The organism is Bradyrhizobium sp. USDA 4449, assembly GCF_054056275.1.
Window position 1 is genome coordinate 4,138,874 of sequence record NZ_JBSRYD010000001.1, and the last position, 15,243, is coordinate 4,154,116.

A 15,243-nucleotide genomic window follows, 5' to 3' on the forward strand; every position below is an offset into this window, starting at 1 on the left:
AAAGCTGGATCAGCTCAAGGAGCAGGCGTTAGTCGTAGTTCTTTTGAGCACCGCAACATTGGTGGTTTGTCTTAGCTTCGTCGTGATTGCCCCTATCCGGTGACCATGAAGTTGGCCTAGTTCCAAACCTAACAATTGTTGAGGAAACCGGGTCGTCTGCCCGTTATGGTTCGATCACCACCGCACGGCCATCGGCAAACATCGGTGATGAGAACGCTCGATTGCGCTCCCGCCCATTTCAATAAGGGAGCGCGCATGCAAAAGCGGCGACGTTTCAAACAACAATTCACACTGCAAGATCGGTTACTTGCTTGGTCTAAGGAAGTCTTGGAGCAAGCAAAGAAGCTCCCCCCTGGAGCCGAGCGAGATGCCCTCATGAAGAAGGCACGGCAAGCCGACGTGGCGTCTCACCTGGACGATTGGGCGAAGTCGCCCGGGCTACAGCCCCCCAAATGAAAGATTATCAAACTCAACTTGAGAAGCTGCGGAGAGACGCAGCAGATTTCGCGCAAACTCGCGACCTTGCGACTGAGCCAAGCAAACGCGAATTGTTTGCGCGCATCGCTGCCCATCTGTCGGTACTTGCTGACCAAGTTGAGCACGCCATGCATGAGCAAAAGACTGGGTAGGGATGCCTCAGCTGCCGAATGTTTCATTCAAGAGGCGGGTTTGGTCATGCCCCCATCCGACAATTCCGCTGCCGCCCAAAGTCGGTCGCTATAGGGGCAAAGCAGACGTTGCATTAGTCGCCTTACGCCGCCGGGTCTATGTGTACACGGCCTGATCCAGGTGATTTGACACTATTGAATCCGCTTCGCAGCGCTTGCGCTACGACTCCACTTTCAGCTAGGGGCTTTCCCATGTTCAATGCCGCCACCACCGCGCTGTTGCGCGCCGTGCACGCCGAGGTCTGCGAGGATGTTTCTCGTACGGAGATCGGCATTCGTACCCATGCCGTGGCCAAAATCCTCAAGGCCGCACGCAGGGGCGACAGTTCAACAGACAAGCTCAGACAGGTGGGACACCAGGCAATCGCCGAAGCCGTATCATCATTGTCGCCCTAGAGTTTGCTTTGGGGCGCGGGGTGAACTTTCAGGTGACAGTTCTCAAGATCCTGGTCAGCTACCCCGATGGTTTTGCGCTCATGGAAGACCTCAAGCGGGACATGGCGATCCTGGCCACTAGTGGCCGCGACTGGAGCGAGCGCACCAAGCGGCTTGCATCGCGGCTGCCTGGGCTGGACATCTTCTCGCAAGGTCTGGTCGAGAGGCAGAAAGGAGGCTGGCGCATCACCGAGAGAGGGCGCTCTGCCCTTGAGTTGATGGAGGCGCGGCCGAAAGATCCGGATCTTTCCGCCAAATGCCTCGTGCGGCCTCCAGCTCTCGCAGCGCCCCCGCTGCTGCCACTGGAAGAGCGCGCTTGGCGCCGCCGGCAACGGCGTCACCGCCGCCGTGTCGCCCGCGAACGACTGCAGGCGAAAGGGACTTAGACCCGCTGACCGGTTGGTACGATCCTCTTTGACGGCCATCAATCCGGCGCAACTGGTTGCCAAGCTCGCGCAGCTACTCAATCTCACTTCTGCGCCCAGTAAGGGCCGGAGGACCTTCAGCGCGGTCGCCTCAAGCGAGAGTGGACTTCGCTAATCAATCGCGCCGGCGTCGTCGGACGGCGCCTCTCCATCAAGGCCCGCCTGCTCTTGAGGGAGGACGAAGCCAAGCCCCCTCCATGCGCAGATATCACGCCGTCCGCCGCATCGGCGGCCAACTGGGCGCAGCGGGCCGCTTCGACGCGAAAGGTGTGGGAATCCATCGATGTCTATCGTTCGACGTGGGATCCATACGGAACGAACGTGATCACCGCGCTAAAGTTGCTCGGCGGCTCCGAGGACTGGCCCAAGGCCCAGAGGGATGATTACCCCGAGACCAGCGGCACGAAGCGCACCTGCTCGACCTCCTCTTCACTGAAGGAATCGTCGTCCAGCCTGGTCAGCTTGCAAAGCCGCTGCCATTTGTCCGTATCGCCGAGTGGCATGATGAGCCGTCCGGCCGGCTTGAGTTGCTGCTTCAGAGTCGAAGGGGCATGGAGGGCAGCAGCCGACACCAGGATCACGTCGAACTGACCTCCCTCCGGCCAGCCTTGCGTTCCGTCGCCATGACGAAGATCCACGTTGCGGCAGCCGAGATGGCTCAAGCGAGAGCGGGCTTTTTCGACCAGACCTTCATGGCGCTCGATCGCGCATACTTGGGCGCCGAGCTTGGCAGCAAGAGCTGTCAGATAACCCGACCCGGCACCAACCTCCAGAACGCGGTCGAACTCTTCGATTCCCGCAGACTCAAGCATTCGGGCGACAATGTAGGGTTGGGAGATGGTCTGCCCGCTCGGGATTCGCACGGGCGCATCATCGTACGCGGCATCGGCGAGGCGCCATTCCACAAACAGCTCGCGTGGGACCTGCCGCATGGCCCACAAAACCCGGCTATCCCTGACCCCGCGTCCCGCAATCTGGACATCGACCATTTCATCGCGCAGGAAGCGAGATCTCTTGGATCGTGGGCTTTCCTTTCGTTTCGGCATGGGCTGCATCCTCCATTGAGGAGGAAACGGCGAAGAACGCGCTTTTGCTCCCGACAAGTCAGGCGGCGCGGGCAAGCCAGAGCGGTCCCAAAAGCTTATCGGGGAGAACACGAACCGGCGTGAACTATGGCGAGTTTCCGCAGCGGAAGCTGCAGCTAAACTCGTCTTCTTCGTCACGGCATCGATCAAAGTAAAATAAGCGGCACAGGTTGGTCTTTGCAACCTCGGAGAAAAAAAGCCCCGCTTCCGCGGGGCTCTAGTTGACTGGAACGTGAGGTCGTCGATCAATAGCGCGCGACGACCGGCCCGCCGAAGCGGTAGTTCAAGCGGCCAAGGATCATATCGGTGTCGCCGCCCGTCGTGAAACCAGTCAGGGCAACGCCGCCGGGCGTGGTGAACGTCGCGCCGTGGCGGTTCTCGAAGATATGGTCGTACTCCACGCCGAGCGACCAGTTCTGCGCCAGCGAGAACTCGATGCCTGCTCCGACGGTGCCGCCGAGACGAGTGCCGTAACCGGTTTGGGCGGTCACAGCGCCCGCTGTGAGGAACTGATAATTACGATCGGTGATCGCAGCACCGCCCTTCACGTAGAGCAACACATTGTTCCAAGCATAGCCGAGCTGGCCGGTGAACAGGCCGAACGCATCCATCTTCGAGCGAACGGTGTCGCCAGGCGGCGGCAATACGAGGGAAGCGGTGCTGCCAGAGACATCGGCCCAGTTGCCTTGAGCCTCGAGACCGAACACCCAGCCGCCCGTCTGCCAGCGGTACCCAATCTGGCCGCCGACCGTAGGACCGTTGGCATTGTAGCTGCCGAAGAGCGTCGAGGTCGCGTCAAACACGCGACGGTCACGGCTCTCTGCCCAACCGCCGTTGATGCCGATGTAGAAACCGCTCCAGTCGTATACCGTTGCGACCACCGGCGGTGGCGCCTTGGTGTATGGGCGCGCAGCCAAGTCCGCGGCTGAAGCAGACGCCGCTCCCAAAATCAAAGCGCCGAACGCGGCCGAAGCCAACAACTTGTTCATTTCAATAGTCCCCATCACGTCTTGAGTAGTCCCCACCCTGAGAGCACCGTAGCTGGCGTGCGCCGCGCCGGCTGTAGCCGCAAGAACACACTGCAAGACGCATTTCGGATTAACATATGTTAGCTGGTGGAACCATCTAAGTTGATGCTTCGACTTAGCTCTGCTGAACCAGTGTGATTCCTTCTGGCAGCAGACTGGTTGGCTTGGATGGAAGATTGAATGCCTTGCGATCACGCCTAAGAGCGCAGCCAACTCCCGGAGCGTGGTTGGCCTTGCCGATGTCTCACGCGATAGGACGCTTCTCTTCCGGAGACCTGTCAGCTTCGGGCCAAGGAGGCAATTACGACGAGAACTCTTCCGAGCTCCGTTCTCGGAAAGTTGCGGCGGGAGGCATCCGCAGGAACATCAACATTACAGGGGTGTTACACAGAGAAATGAGGAACGAGTTACCTGACAGCATTCTCCGATATGCCAACATGATCTCGTCGGCTCAACATTTCCAGAACGAAGCGGCGGCCTGCCGCGCAGAAGCGGCGCGTAGTTCTAATCAAGCCGATCGGGATAGTTGGTTGAGGCTTGCGAAAGAATGGACCGAACTCGCCCTCGCCGCCGAACGCGGCCAAATTTTTCGACGGTGATAACTGACGTCCAAGTGCAGCGATCTTGCGAGCCACGCTGTAATAGTGTGGCGGAGTTCGTCGCACCGGAGTTGGCTGCTTTATCCAATCCGAGAGCTGCACATCGCTCGTCTATTGTGCGCTGGCGAAGCTCACCTTTGATACAGTCGCGCTTCAACCGCACTCTGCATTCTTTGTCTGATCGTGCATTCCCGAATTTGGACATCGGTCACGTTTTCCGCCTCGCATATTCTGCGAATGGGGATTGCAGTCGAATTTTCGGTCTTCCATGCGCCCGAGGTGATGAAGCCGAGAATTAGAAGCACGAACAGGCCGGCGCAAAAAATTGGGAAATAGCTCATCCTCACCTCCTGTCCCATGGCCCTTCCCATTGCTCAACAACGCTCGTGTCTCTGCCAGTTTTTTCCCGGTCTGAAAATTTTAGCTCCGGCCCTGCAAAGTTGGGTGAGGTACAGCCGCGAGCATTAAATCTGCTTGCGCTCACAGGGCGCGACGGAGCCATTGAGCGAGTGCTTGAGCCATCCCGAGGAGGTGGGACTGGGTCATAGCTCTGGCGGTTTTCGCGGCGCAGCGACTCACGAGGCAATCCGGGACATGTTCGGCAAAGCCAATATGCCTAATCTAGAGCGAGCGCTCTATGTCTGCGAGATGAGTTTGAGCCGGGCGTAGGCACGTTCACGCTAGAGGACCGACCGACCACCGCGGTCGCACATCAAGCTATCTAGGTAAGTTCCTCGCCGCGCGGGAATCGGCGTGTTGCGACTCTAGCATGCAAGGTTTCATCACAGAGAGTCCGATCTCGGCGTCTCGGCGAGTCGGGTAGCTGATCCTATCGTCGACGCGGTTAGAGTTAGCTAGGCCGGACCTCGCTTCGCTCACGCGGCACTTATGGGTAAGCGGGTCTTGAACGACCACGTACTCCCCGTCGATCTCGGCAGCCGACGCTTCGTTTACCGTCAGGCTCGAATAGGCGCAAACGATCGCAAGGAGCTGACGAACCACGACGACCTCCTGTGCTTGGCTTGCACCAACAACGGGAAAGCACGGCGTTGGTTTCGGAGCCCGGCGATATCGGCGACGGCGCGACCTTGGTCCAGGGTACCGTCTATGCCGCAGGGTAGCTGGCGAATGAGTCGACGATCGGCCGGCCCTTGCTCTCCGAACGCAGCACAGGGCCGATCACTGCTATAGCCTAGGGTGGGCAGCTCTTTGCATCATGTCCGACAGGACGCGAATTGTGCGCGAGACCCCAGCTTTCTTTGTTTGGAGCTGGGGTCTCGCTGTGGTGCATGAGAGAAGTGTCGGCTCGACGTTCGATTTCGGCCCTGAGGCGATGGCCCCATCGCGAGAAGGCTCGCGGGTTCGCGGGCCTTTGGACTACGACATACTGATGACCGATATGCGGCGCGACATTTCGAGTCGGCCGGACGCGGCTTTACTGCTCGGTGCAGACCTTTGTGGTCTTCACAGCGGACTCGGCTTCCGTCTTGGTCTTGTAGACGCCATCGCCGACGACCGTCGTGGTCGTGGTTGTCGGCTTGCTATCGACGACGGTGCACTTCTTAGTGGTCGCGTCGCGAACGATGTAAAACTCGGCGGCGCTGGCGGCCTGCGTACCGAGGGCGAAAGCGGCCAGGGCGCCGCACACGATCAGCTTCTTCATGGTGTCTTCCTCAAACGGTTCGTAAGTAGTCACTGCCAACGAGGGGGCTTGACGAAAGTTCCACTTCTTCCCGATGGTGGATGTCCTCGGCCAGATGGAACGTCGAGCTTTCAGGTAGTGCGCTTTCCACCGTCGATTACCTGAAGTTGGGACCCGGCCAGCTTATCGGGCGGCACGATGACCGGGGTGAAATCCGTGTCCCGTCTGTGGGCGCGCTTGCAGTTGGGGCAGACGAAGAGATGGGCGATCATCGTGGTGGGATTGTCACGAACGAGTTCGGATCGAAACCACCTCATGGCTATGCGACAATTGGGACAGCTCGGATTGTCCAAGTGCGCCAACGAATCCTTTAGTCGTTTCATTGCCGCGGCTCGCCCTTTTTGCAGGGAAAATAGCAGCTCGGATGGCCCCGGAATGTATCAAAGGATACACAAGCGCCTGCGATGTCTAAAATCTCGAAAGGGACAACGCGACGGGTTGTTGCCGTTCTCTTCGCTGGAGTCGACAGTCAGTACGGCTGTGGCGGAAAGGGATGTCACGCCAAGGTAGGGCTGGCACCGCTCTCTCTCCCCAGGCTGAGACCCAAACTCGACCTGTTGGTTAACGCGCGCTTGTCGTTCCGCGAAGCAGCATCTCCGACTCGCCGCAGAAATTCCCCTTGTTGTTATCAGCGTTGCCGAGATTTCCCGACTCGGAACCGGAGGCCGCGTAGAGGGTTGATCGACGTCCACATTTGCGAGGTTTCAATGAACAAGCGTTTATTCTTGGCCACGACTGCTGCGGTCGCCATCGCGACTTCGGCGTTCGCGCAGTCTTCTCCGAGCACGTCGAGCTCCAGTCCGTCCGCGATCCAGCGTCAACAGGATTCCACATCGACTATGCCGCCATCGACATCGACCACGTCACCCGGCACGTCGTCGGGTTCCGCGCAGACCAATCCTTCGACGAATTCCGCCCAGACGCAGTCTTCGCCCTCGAATGGTCCGACCGCGGCGGGGCAGTCGACAAATTCCGGCAGCGGCACCGACACGACGCAGGCACCTTCTTCGAACAATTCGACCAACCAGGCTCAGACCAATCCCTCCAACCAGAGCACGACGCCCTCGAACCAGGCGCAGACCAACTCGCCGTCGAGCACGAACAATCAGACGCAGAGCGCCAATCCGCCCGCCTCGGGCACCAATCAGGCACAATCGCCGACCGGCAGCGGATCGACCAACACTGCGCAGCAGCCGAACAATCAGCAGACCACCGCCGATCGTTCGTCGAACATCAACGTGAATGCTTCGGTGAATATCAACGACCAGCAGCGAACCCGCATTAGTGCGTCGATCTCTCACCTGAACGTACAGCCGCTGACCAACGTGAACTTCTCGCTGTCGGTGGGCACCGTCGTACCGCGGGACGTCCGCCTGCAGCCGCTGCCGGCCGAGGTCGTCGAGATCGTGCCCCAATATCGCGGCTACAACTTCGTTCTGGTGAAGGACGAGATCGTGATCGTGGAGCCGTCCACCTACAAGATCGTGACGGTCCTGCCGTACTCCAGCCGCGCGACCGCATCGGCCGCGGCGCGCACCGAGCAGCGCAAGGTAACGTTTAGCGACCGCGATCGCGAGGTCGTCCGCAAGCATGTCAAGGCGCGCCCGGTCGAACGCGAGACTCGCACGACCGGCAGCACCGTCCGGACCGAGATCCGGACCGGCGAGCGCGTGCCGGAGGGGTGTTGAGGTAGAGGCCTTCCCCGAAGAGGTCTATCGGGATTCTCCGAGCCTTCGTGAGTACCGCTACATCAACCGTGACAGCCGCACCTACATCGTCGAACCCCACGAACGTCGCGTCATCGAAGAAATCGACTGATCTCGCACAAAGGAGAACATCATGAAGACCATCCTTCTAGGAGCCCTTGGGGCCACCCTGTTGGCGGCCTCTGCGAATGCCGCCCCACTCGCGCCAGCTGCCATCGCGCCGACCGAGGTTAGTGGCGCCGAGCAGGTCCGTCTCGTCTGCGACGAGTACGGCCGCTGCTACCGGACCCGTGGCCCCCGCTACGTCCAGCGCTACTACGACGGGGACGATGGCTACGTGGTCCGCCGAAGCTACGGCTACTATGGTGGTCCCGGCTACTATGATCGCGGCTATGGCTACTACGGTGGTGGCCCGAGCATCGGTTTTAGCTTCGGCACCCGAAGCTGGTGAATTTGAGAAGGGGCCGCCCTTCGAGCGGCCCCTTTGACGTCATGCTCGCTTTCGCGGAGAACGGATGTCTGCTGTTGCGAAGCTCCTGAATCAGAAGGAGCAGCTGCTCGCGCGCCTCGACAACGATCCAGGTCCGAACGAGCGCGCCGAAATACAGGCGCTTCTCGCCAAGATCGAGACCGCGTTGAAGCTGCTTGGCGCTCAGGATTCCGCGGCTGCCCAAGTTGACGAATAAGCGCTCAGCAACCGATTTCTCAAAGTACGTCCTGTCGAGGATGAAGGCTCCAGCTCTGGGGCTATGAGCTGGAGCCAGTCGGGGTCGCCCCTTGGGGCAGGGCACAGGGAAACCTTGGAAAGGGCGCTCTCGTTCCTAGTCACTGAGAGGTTTAGTCGGCCTCCGAGGAGGAGCGCAGCGGAGGCTTTCGATTTAATCGGTGAGGCCGCCAGAGAGGGCTGAGGTGGCCTCTTGATTTCAACGAGCTCTTTGACCACCCGCACGACCTCTTCGGGATGGAAGGCTTCGTCACAATGTGACTGCCGCGGACCGGGCGTGGCGTACAGGTGAGAAGCCGGTGGTGTAGATGACCGGAAAATTCGGATACTGCTCCCGGTATGTTCTGCTATCTGTCAACTATCGACCTTCCTACTGTACTCGCTCCCAAACTAGTTCAGTCGTTCTGATTTGCCCTCCGACGGAAATCGGCGGCGTCGTCAGCGTGATTTTGTTGTTTCCAAGGGTAACATGGCGCACGAGGTTCGTATCTACCCAGTTCTGCACCGAGGCAATTTCGACGTGATGAATAATCCTGTCACCGGACAGGGAATACCGACCAGCATAGGAAAACGAGGTCGCGAATGCTTCAGCGCGCTCATCGACAGAAGCTGAAATCCGATCACCACTGGCAAGAGGCTTGCGGCCGCTATGGCTGATTATCGCCATAACCCTCCCATCGCCTGTGTATGTAATTAGACCCGACGGGGCTGGTCCGTATGGGGCGTCGTTTCTTTCAGTTCCACTCGAGGCTGATGCAGCAATTAACCGCCAAGTCCCCACAATCTGATCCATTGATAGTACTCTGTCTGGGCATGAGAATTGCCTCGGTCTCCGGAAATCGGATGACGAAACGGTAATCGTGAAAGTTTAGCACCTTGGCGACGAACGCCGCGAGTGTGAAAACCCACAAAGCGGCTCGGTGTCAATTTGGACTCATTTGGTAGAGTTTGAGGACTGGTGATGCTCGCTCCTGTCCGTAAGCGCCGTACCAAAAGCGGGCCAGGAGCGTCGCGGTTGGCTGGACGGCCGTGTTTCAACCTCCCGAATGAGGGCTTAGGTAATGCGCTGCGAGCTCGCTGGCCATGAATAACCGCTACGCCCGGTCAACGGAGACCGTCTGGAGGCTGTAGGCGGGATTGGTGATCATCATGTAGCAACACTCGCCGCAGCACTCGCGACAACTCGTCGGCCGCATAAGGTTTTTGAATAAGTTCAAAACCGTGGCGACCCTCTTCAGCGAGGACTTCGCTATAGCCAGACGTTAACACGACAGGAACTCCGGGGTAGCGGCGCCGAATTTCGCGACCGAGATCGACTCCGTTCATGCCTGGCATAATGACGTCGGAGAACACCACATCGAAACGGTTCACCTCTTCCAGAAGCTTCAGCGCCTCGTCAGCATTGGCGGCAAGGGTTGTCTCGTAACCAAGGTCCTCGAGGATTTGGGTCGAGAATCGTCCCACCTCGACGTTGTCCTCCACTACGAGAACTCGGCGACCGTGGCCCAGCTCCGATAGCGGATTACCTCGTGTCTCCTCCATCCTGGCGGCTTCTTCATCTGAGGCGCTTTCACGCTGGGTCTTGGGTAAGTAGAGAGTAAAAGTGGTGCCCCGTCCCACCTCACTCTTGACCGTCACGTCGCCGCCCGATTGTTTGGCAAAGCCGTAGACTTGACTAAGGCCCAGACCAGTGCCCTTGCCAACCTCTTTCGTGGTGAAGAAGGGCTCAAAAACATGTGTAAGTTTATCGTCCGCAATTCCTGAACCTGTGTCGGTGAGCGATATTGCGATGCACGAGGTGCCGTCTGCTTGCGGCGGGAGGGACGGCATGCCAGAAAATTCCTCAATGCGGATGAGCAGCATGCCCTCGCCATTCATTGCGTCACGCGCGTTCACAGCCATGTTGACCAGCGCTGTCTCGAACTGACTGGCGTCCGCTTCGACTATGCAATTCTCGCATTCAATGTCCGTCTCGATTCGGATGCGCGATCCCACGATAGTCTGCAGCATATCTGTGATGGCCCTTACGCGATCGGCCGCATCGAACACCTCAGGCTTGAGCGCTTGACGCCGCGCGAACGCGAGGAGCTGGCCCGTCAGCTTGGAGGCGCGATCAACTGTGTTCGAGATGGCATCAACGTACCGACGTCGACGCTCCTCATCGAGACCGGGGCGGCGCAGCAGGTCGGTCGAGCTCTTGATGATAGTGAGCAAATTGTTGAAGTCATGGGCCACTCCTCCAGTTAACTGGCCCACTGCCTCCATCTTCTGCGCTTGGCGCAGGGCCTCCTCGGCCCGCATCAACTCGGCCGTACGCTCCGTGACACGCTGCTCCAAGGAAACCGCGAGATCCCGAATATCGCGTTCCACACGCCTTCGTTCGACGGCCGTGCGAGTGCGCTCGGCGACTTCGCGGATCAGGTCGAGTTCTCCTTGCGCCCACTCCCGAGCCGTGGCGTGATTGAGGTAGAGTAAAGCGACGAACCCACCCTGTTCCGTGACGGGCATGTTCACCACGGACTGAGCGCTGATCGCTTTCAGAGCGCTGGCAGTCGCAGCCGTACGGGGATCCTTTTCGGCGTCCGCGAATACGACGGTCTCCCCTCGCTTCAAATCCTCGATGTACGAGCCGTAATCGCGAAAGTGCAGCACGCCGGCCAGGCTTCTAATGCCGGGGGCGTTCCAATCCCGCTCGATAGTGATCGTCTCAGCCTCTTTGTCGATTGTGCCATATCCCGCCCGGCTTACCCCTAGCGTGCGCCCAAGGATCTCCGCTGCTGCGTATGAAAGTTCGGCTGTATCTTCGATGTCGCGAATGCGATCAGATAGCTCCAGAAGAGCGATGCGGCGCGCTTCGGCAAATCGGCGATGGGTCTCGTCCCGCGCGATCTTAATGAAACCCCGCTCATGACCTTGGTCATTCCGCGGCAGAGGGCGCATCGAGCCTCTCAGGAATACGCGGGCCCCATCGGCACGCTGATGCCAGCGCTCGTCAAGCGCAACACCCTTGTTGCGAGCGTTGGAAGCTTCTGCCTCGGGCCGCCCTGTCGCGCGGTCTTCGGGCGTGAAGATGGCGTCTGCAGAGTGACCGGTCATTTCGGCGGCCGTCCAGCCGAAGATTGCCTCGGCCCCTACAGACCAACTTGTGACGCGCCGATCGGGGTCGGTGGTGATGATGGCGTAATCGGTGGCGCTCTCGATCACGAGCCGAAGTCCCTCTTCGCTCGCCCTCAGCGCTTCGAGCCTAGCACGAGCTTCGTATTGCCGCTGGCGGCTTCGCAAGGCCGAGCGTGCTAGGCTGACGAGCGTCGTTGGATGAAAAGGTCGCTCAAGGAAGGTGACGTTTCCGAGTACCACGAGAAAACGCTGAGCGGCCGGATTGCGCTCCAGTCCGCCTCCTCCGGTCGTGAGCAGGATGAAGGGCAGATCAGACCATTCTTCCTGATTGATGAGCCAGTCACTGAGCGGCCTAAGATCGGCCCCGGTTAGCGCCTCCTCAGTGACTACAATGAAGGCAGCGCCCGTACTAAGCTCCTTGATAAGAATGGGAAGGGACGGACAGGGCTCGGCAGTGAGACCTGCTTCACGCAGGATCTCCGAGGCAAGGATGGAGTCGCGACCTCTCGGCGCAAGTACCAAGGCGCGCTCTGAGAGCGTGCTGCGATTCACTTGCCCTCCGCATTGAGCAGCTTCGGTCTATCCTCCAGCAGGGTCGGTACCCCGCGCAATACCCCCTGGAAGTTTGTGAGCGGCTCGCCGAGCGCGATACCATTACCGCCGATGCGAAACTCTCGAATCGTATCCTCGTGTGAACTGGTGCGCTTTTTGACAATCGAAATCGCCCGGCGAACTCGCCCAAGCGCCTCGAAGTAGCGCAACAGGACCACAGTATCGGCGAGGTAGGTAACATCGACGGGCGATTGCATATCGCCTACAAGCCCATGCTGTGCGACAATTAAAAACGTCGTAGCACCCTGACGGTTCAGATACTGCAAAAGCTCGTGCATATGAAGCACTAGTGCTTGTTCACCAGGCATTGCGGCCTGGTAACCGTTCAGACTATCGAGGACCACCGTCTGAGCGCCGTGGATCTCGACGCATCGACGCACCCGGGCGGAGAACTCGCCAGGTCCCAACTCGGCAGCATCGACCTGCTCAATTACAAGCTGCTTGGAATCGACCATGGCCTGTAAATCGATGTTTAAACCCTTGGCGCGTTCGAACAATAAGCCAAGCTCCTCGTCAAAGACGAACATAGCTGCACGCTCGCCGCGTTTTGCAGCGGCTCGAATAAAGGTAAGCGCGAGAAGCGACTTGCCCGTTCCGGCAGGGCCAAGAATGAGGACACTCGAACCACGCTCGACTCCACCACCAAGTAGAGAGTCGAGTTCTTCAGATTCGGTCTTCAGAACGTCTCGAGAGTATTTACCTCTGTGCTCGGCGGATACTAGGCGCGGAAATACCTGTAGACCACCGGTCGAAATTGTGAGGTCGTGGAAACCGCCGCGATAGCGTCGCCCACGATACTTGATCACTCGCAACCGACGTCGTTCAGCACCATACTCGGGCGCGATTTCTTCCAGACGAACAACGCCATGCGCAACCGAGTGAACCGTCTTGTCATTCAACTCCGCAGTAAGGTCGTCGAGCAACAAAACTGTAGCGCCCACGGTGGCAAAATAATGCTTTAAGCTGAGAATCTGTCGCCGATAGCGGAGCGAACTTTGGGCGAGTAGCCGGATCTCCGAGAGGCTATCCAGCACTACTCGCTGAGGATTCGTTTTTTCGAATGCCTCAAAAATACGCTTCGTTGTCTCGCCGAGCTCTATGTCAGAAGAATAGAGAAGACTCTGCTGCTGGTTCTCATCAAGGAGATTTTCCGGCGGGATCAGCTCGAAGATTTCAATGCCCGCTAACGGCCAGCCGTGAGAGGCGGCGCTGGCGCGCAATTCGCTTTCGGTCTCGGAGAGCGTGATATACAGGCAGCGCTCGCCCGCTTTAGCTCCTGCGACCAAAAACTGAGTTGCGAGCGTCGTTTTGCCGGTGCCAGGGGCACCCTCGAGGAGAAAGACGCGCCCACGTTCAAGCCCTCCGCCGAGTACATCGTTCAGCCCATCGATGCCCGTCCCTGCTTGGTCCATGATTCGTGTCGACCCCCGGTCCGCTACTTTCTGCATTCCCCAGCGGTACCATACGCTTGGGGCGCATCAAAATTACTCACCGTCGGCCATCCTTTCCAGGAAGCCCTAACTCAACCAAAATCGGTGAGTTCCCATGGAGCGGGCAGACTGCGCCCGGCGGCAGTCGTCGCGTAGGGGTGGGTTTGTTTTGCTGGGTGCAGAGCGTTGGCGAAAGGGGGGGTATGCACCCTTGTGTGTAAAAGTGAACTTTAGTTTATACTACACCTTTTCCGATGGGCCGATGAACGAACTTCGCGCGTCAAAGGGACCCCAACTGCGCGGCAATAGCTTTCTCAAGCTCCGCCGCTAGTACCCTGTGATGCTCAGCTAGTCTTCCAAACAATTCTCGTTTCTTGGGATCGGTAGCCAGGTTGCGAATGATTTCGCATTCAGCGATCTGCACTCGGAGTTTTTCCAAGTGCTCTTTCATGTCCATCATCGATGTCCCCGTACGTGAAGCGTTGTTCTCGCCGGAGAACCACAGTGGAAACTAGAAGGAATTCGGACACTGCGCAATTCAACTTAGGCCACTGACGTTACGACTTCAATTCAGTGCGCCCCAACCGACTGGAAAAACAGAAATCCCTCGGATCGTCTCGCAGGAACAAACGTCATCATATCGGCTTTTGAGTCTCGCTGGTTCGCCGAACGAGCTGGCGGAGCGGCCCCGGACTCCCAGTCCCCAAAAACCCCCAAGCCTGGGTCGTCTCTTCGCAAATAGTACCGGAGCAAGCGTATGCGTGCCTCGCCCTCGATCGTGCCGCTGGATCGTCTGGACCGCGATATCTATCTGGTGCTTGAGGATTTCGGGGCGCGCGCCGGCTGCGCATGGCGCGAAACCGACGAGCAGGACACCGACCGCGAAACAGTGCTGCGGGACATGATCTCCGGCCAGTATGCCTATCCCCTTAGGATCGTCGCGTTCAATGCCGTCGAGTGCTGGTCTCGCGACGCGACCGAGGAAATAGCCGACGCGCTGGCGGAGCGCGCTGCCGTAGAACGGCTGAACCTCTCATCTGAATTGCAGGCTTTCGTTCGGGTCAACAGCTCGCGCCCCTCTGAGCTGCAACTGGCGCTGCCGCTGCGGGAATCGGCATGACGACCTTAAAGCCATGCGGTGTCGCGATGCGCAATCTGAGGACAAATTTCTGCGCTCGATGCGACAACATCCGCTGGGTCTGTGAGGCTCATTCAGACCGCCCCAGATTCGGCCACCGCGCATGCCCTTGCGGTGCTCACGGTGAGCCATGCCCCGTGTGTAACCGGATTGAGGTGGGCTACCCCGACGACGTCCAAGCCATGCCCAACGGCTATGTCGTGGATATTAACCGGCAGAGCTAAGAGCCTTCGTCTCGAACGGCGGCAACGTTAGCTAAGGCACCCGACGGTTTCATTTTCGGAACCGCGAATGTCTCGCGTCGCCGATTGGGTAGAGTTAAAAATACGTTACCGAGGCTGGGTAAATATTTAACTTAGAGCTTTAGTCCCGGCTATTTTGATCACGCCCTGACCGCACAGTCTCTGCTGCGGCTTTTATGCTTGGAGCTGCGGAGACTAGAGCGTCTTTGCCGAGAAGGATTCCAATTTCGGATCAAATAAATCGCGTGCAACGCTGTCTTGTGTGCACTTTTGCACCGTAAGTTCCGGACTCGGAACGTAAAGCAGGCGCTCACTAGCTGATTAGTGGGTGT

At 58.7% G+C, this 15,243-nt stretch carries 16 protein-coding genes; 8 read left to right on the forward strand and 8 right to left on the reverse strand.

Features of this window, described 5'->3' with window-relative positions; genetic code table 11:
* Positions 1–452 precede the first annotated feature (452 nt).
* From ACVIIW_RS19240 to ACVIIW_RS19250, 3 genes are all read left to right on the forward strand, one after another.
* On the forward strand, positions 453–629 hold the full coding sequence (locus ACVIIW_RS19240; RefSeq protein ID WP_456702160.1) for a hypothetical protein: 177 nt from the start codon (positions 453–455) through the stop codon (positions 627–629).
* 231 nt (positions 630–860) lie between these two features.
* Positions 861–1,064, forward strand: coding sequence for a hypothetical protein (locus ACVIIW_RS19245; RefSeq protein ID WP_456702161.1), 204 nt, complete (start codon positions 861–863; stop codon positions 1,062–1,064).
* A gap of 20 nt (positions 1,065–1,084) precedes the next feature.
* Positions 1,085–1,489: a hypothetical protein gene (locus ACVIIW_RS19250; RefSeq protein WP_456702162.1), complete on the forward strand. Its 405-nt coding sequence runs from the start codon at positions 1,085–1,087 to the stop codon at positions 1,487–1,489.
* 422 nt (positions 1,490–1,911) lie between these two features.
* On the opposite strand, the gene ACVIIW_RS19255 is transcribed toward ACVIIW_RS19250, so the two are convergent.
* The 4 genes from ACVIIW_RS19255 to ACVIIW_RS19270 all read right to left on the reverse strand — a co-directional run bounded on the left by ACVIIW_RS19255 (position 1,912) and on the right by ACVIIW_RS19270 (position 5,903).
* A complete protein-coding gene (locus ACVIIW_RS19255; protein ID WP_456702163.1) occupies positions 1,912–2,574 on the reverse strand; it encodes a protein-L-isoaspartate(D-aspartate) O-methyltransferase in 663 nt (220 codons plus the stop codon).
* A 284-nt stretch (positions 2,575–2,858) separates the two neighbouring features.
* On the reverse strand, positions 2,859–3,602 hold the full coding sequence (locus tag ACVIIW_RS19260) for an outer membrane protein (protein ID WP_456702164.1): 744 nt from the start codon (positions 3,600–3,602) through the stop codon (positions 2,859–2,861).
* A gap of 769 nt (positions 3,603–4,371) precedes the next feature.
* Positions 4,372–4,581: a hypothetical protein gene (locus tag ACVIIW_RS19265; protein ID WP_456702165.1), complete on the reverse strand. Its 210-nt coding sequence runs from the start codon at positions 4,579–4,581 to the stop codon at positions 4,372–4,374.
* Positions 4,582–5,675: 1,094 nt separating this feature from the next.
* Entirely contained in the window at positions 5,676–5,903 is a 228-nt protein-coding gene (locus tag ACVIIW_RS19270) for a hypothetical protein (protein WP_200293485.1), read from the reverse strand.
* A 746-nt stretch (positions 5,904–6,649) separates the two neighbouring features.
* Between ACVIIW_RS19270 and ACVIIW_RS19275 the strand changes: the two genes are divergently transcribed.
* The 4 genes from ACVIIW_RS19275 (at position 6,650) to ACVIIW_RS19290 (ending at position 8,334) form a co-directional block, all read left to right on the forward strand.
* Positions 6,650–7,630 (forward strand): DUF1236 domain-containing protein, encoded by a 981-nt coding sequence (locus ACVIIW_RS19275; protein ID WP_456702166.1) that lies wholly within the window; start codon positions 6,650–6,652, stop codon positions 7,628–7,630.
* The gene (locus ACVIIW_RS19280) at positions 7,533–7,760 is read left to right on the forward strand and encodes a DUF1236 domain-containing protein (protein ID WP_456702167.1); all 228 of its coding nucleotides are present in this window, start codon (positions 7,533–7,535) and stop codon (positions 7,758–7,760) included. The genes ACVIIW_RS19275 and ACVIIW_RS19280 overlap by 98 nt, the downstream gene beginning before the upstream one ends.
* Positions 7,761–7,781: 21 nt before the next feature.
* A complete protein-coding gene (locus ACVIIW_RS19285) occupies positions 7,782–8,099 on the forward strand; it encodes a hypothetical protein (RefSeq protein WP_456702168.1) in 318 nt (105 codons plus the stop codon).
* A 64-nt stretch (positions 8,100–8,163) separates the two neighbouring features.
* Complete coding sequence (locus ACVIIW_RS19290; protein WP_456702169.1) at positions 8,164–8,334, forward strand: hypothetical protein; 171 nt, start codon at positions 8,164–8,166, stop codon at positions 8,332–8,334.
* Positions 8,335–8,742: 408 nt separating this feature from the next.
* On the opposite strand, the gene ACVIIW_RS19295 is transcribed toward ACVIIW_RS19290, so the two are convergent.
* From ACVIIW_RS19295 to ACVIIW_RS19310, 4 genes are all read right to left on the reverse strand, one after another.
* Positions 8,743–9,165: a lipocalin-like domain-containing protein gene (locus ACVIIW_RS19295; RefSeq protein WP_456702170.1), complete on the reverse strand. Its 423-nt coding sequence runs from the start codon at positions 9,163–9,165 to the stop codon at positions 8,743–8,745.
* A 311-nt stretch (positions 9,166–9,476) separates the two neighbouring features.
* Positions 9,477–12,041, reverse strand: coding sequence for an ATP-binding protein (locus ACVIIW_RS19300; protein WP_456702171.1), 2,565 nt, complete (start codon positions 12,039–12,041; stop codon positions 9,477–9,479).
* Positions 12,038–13,513, reverse strand: a complete 1,476-nt coding sequence (locus ACVIIW_RS19305) for an ATPase domain-containing protein (protein ID WP_456702172.1) — start codon at positions 13,511–13,513, stop codon at positions 12,038–12,040. The genes ACVIIW_RS19300 and ACVIIW_RS19305 overlap by 4 nt, the downstream gene beginning before the upstream one ends.
* A 298-nt stretch (positions 13,514–13,811) precedes the next feature.
* Positions 13,812–13,991: a hypothetical protein gene (locus tag ACVIIW_RS19310; RefSeq protein WP_456702173.1), complete on the reverse strand. Its 180-nt coding sequence runs from the start codon at positions 13,989–13,991 to the stop codon at positions 13,812–13,814.
* A gap of 297 nt (positions 13,992–14,288) precedes the next feature.
* Between ACVIIW_RS19310 and ACVIIW_RS19315 the strand changes: the two genes are divergently transcribed.
* On the forward strand, positions 14,289–14,651 hold the full coding sequence (locus ACVIIW_RS19315) for a hypothetical protein (protein ID WP_456702174.1): 363 nt from the start codon (positions 14,289–14,291) through the stop codon (positions 14,649–14,651).
* Positions 14,652–15,243: the final 592 nt, after the last annotated feature.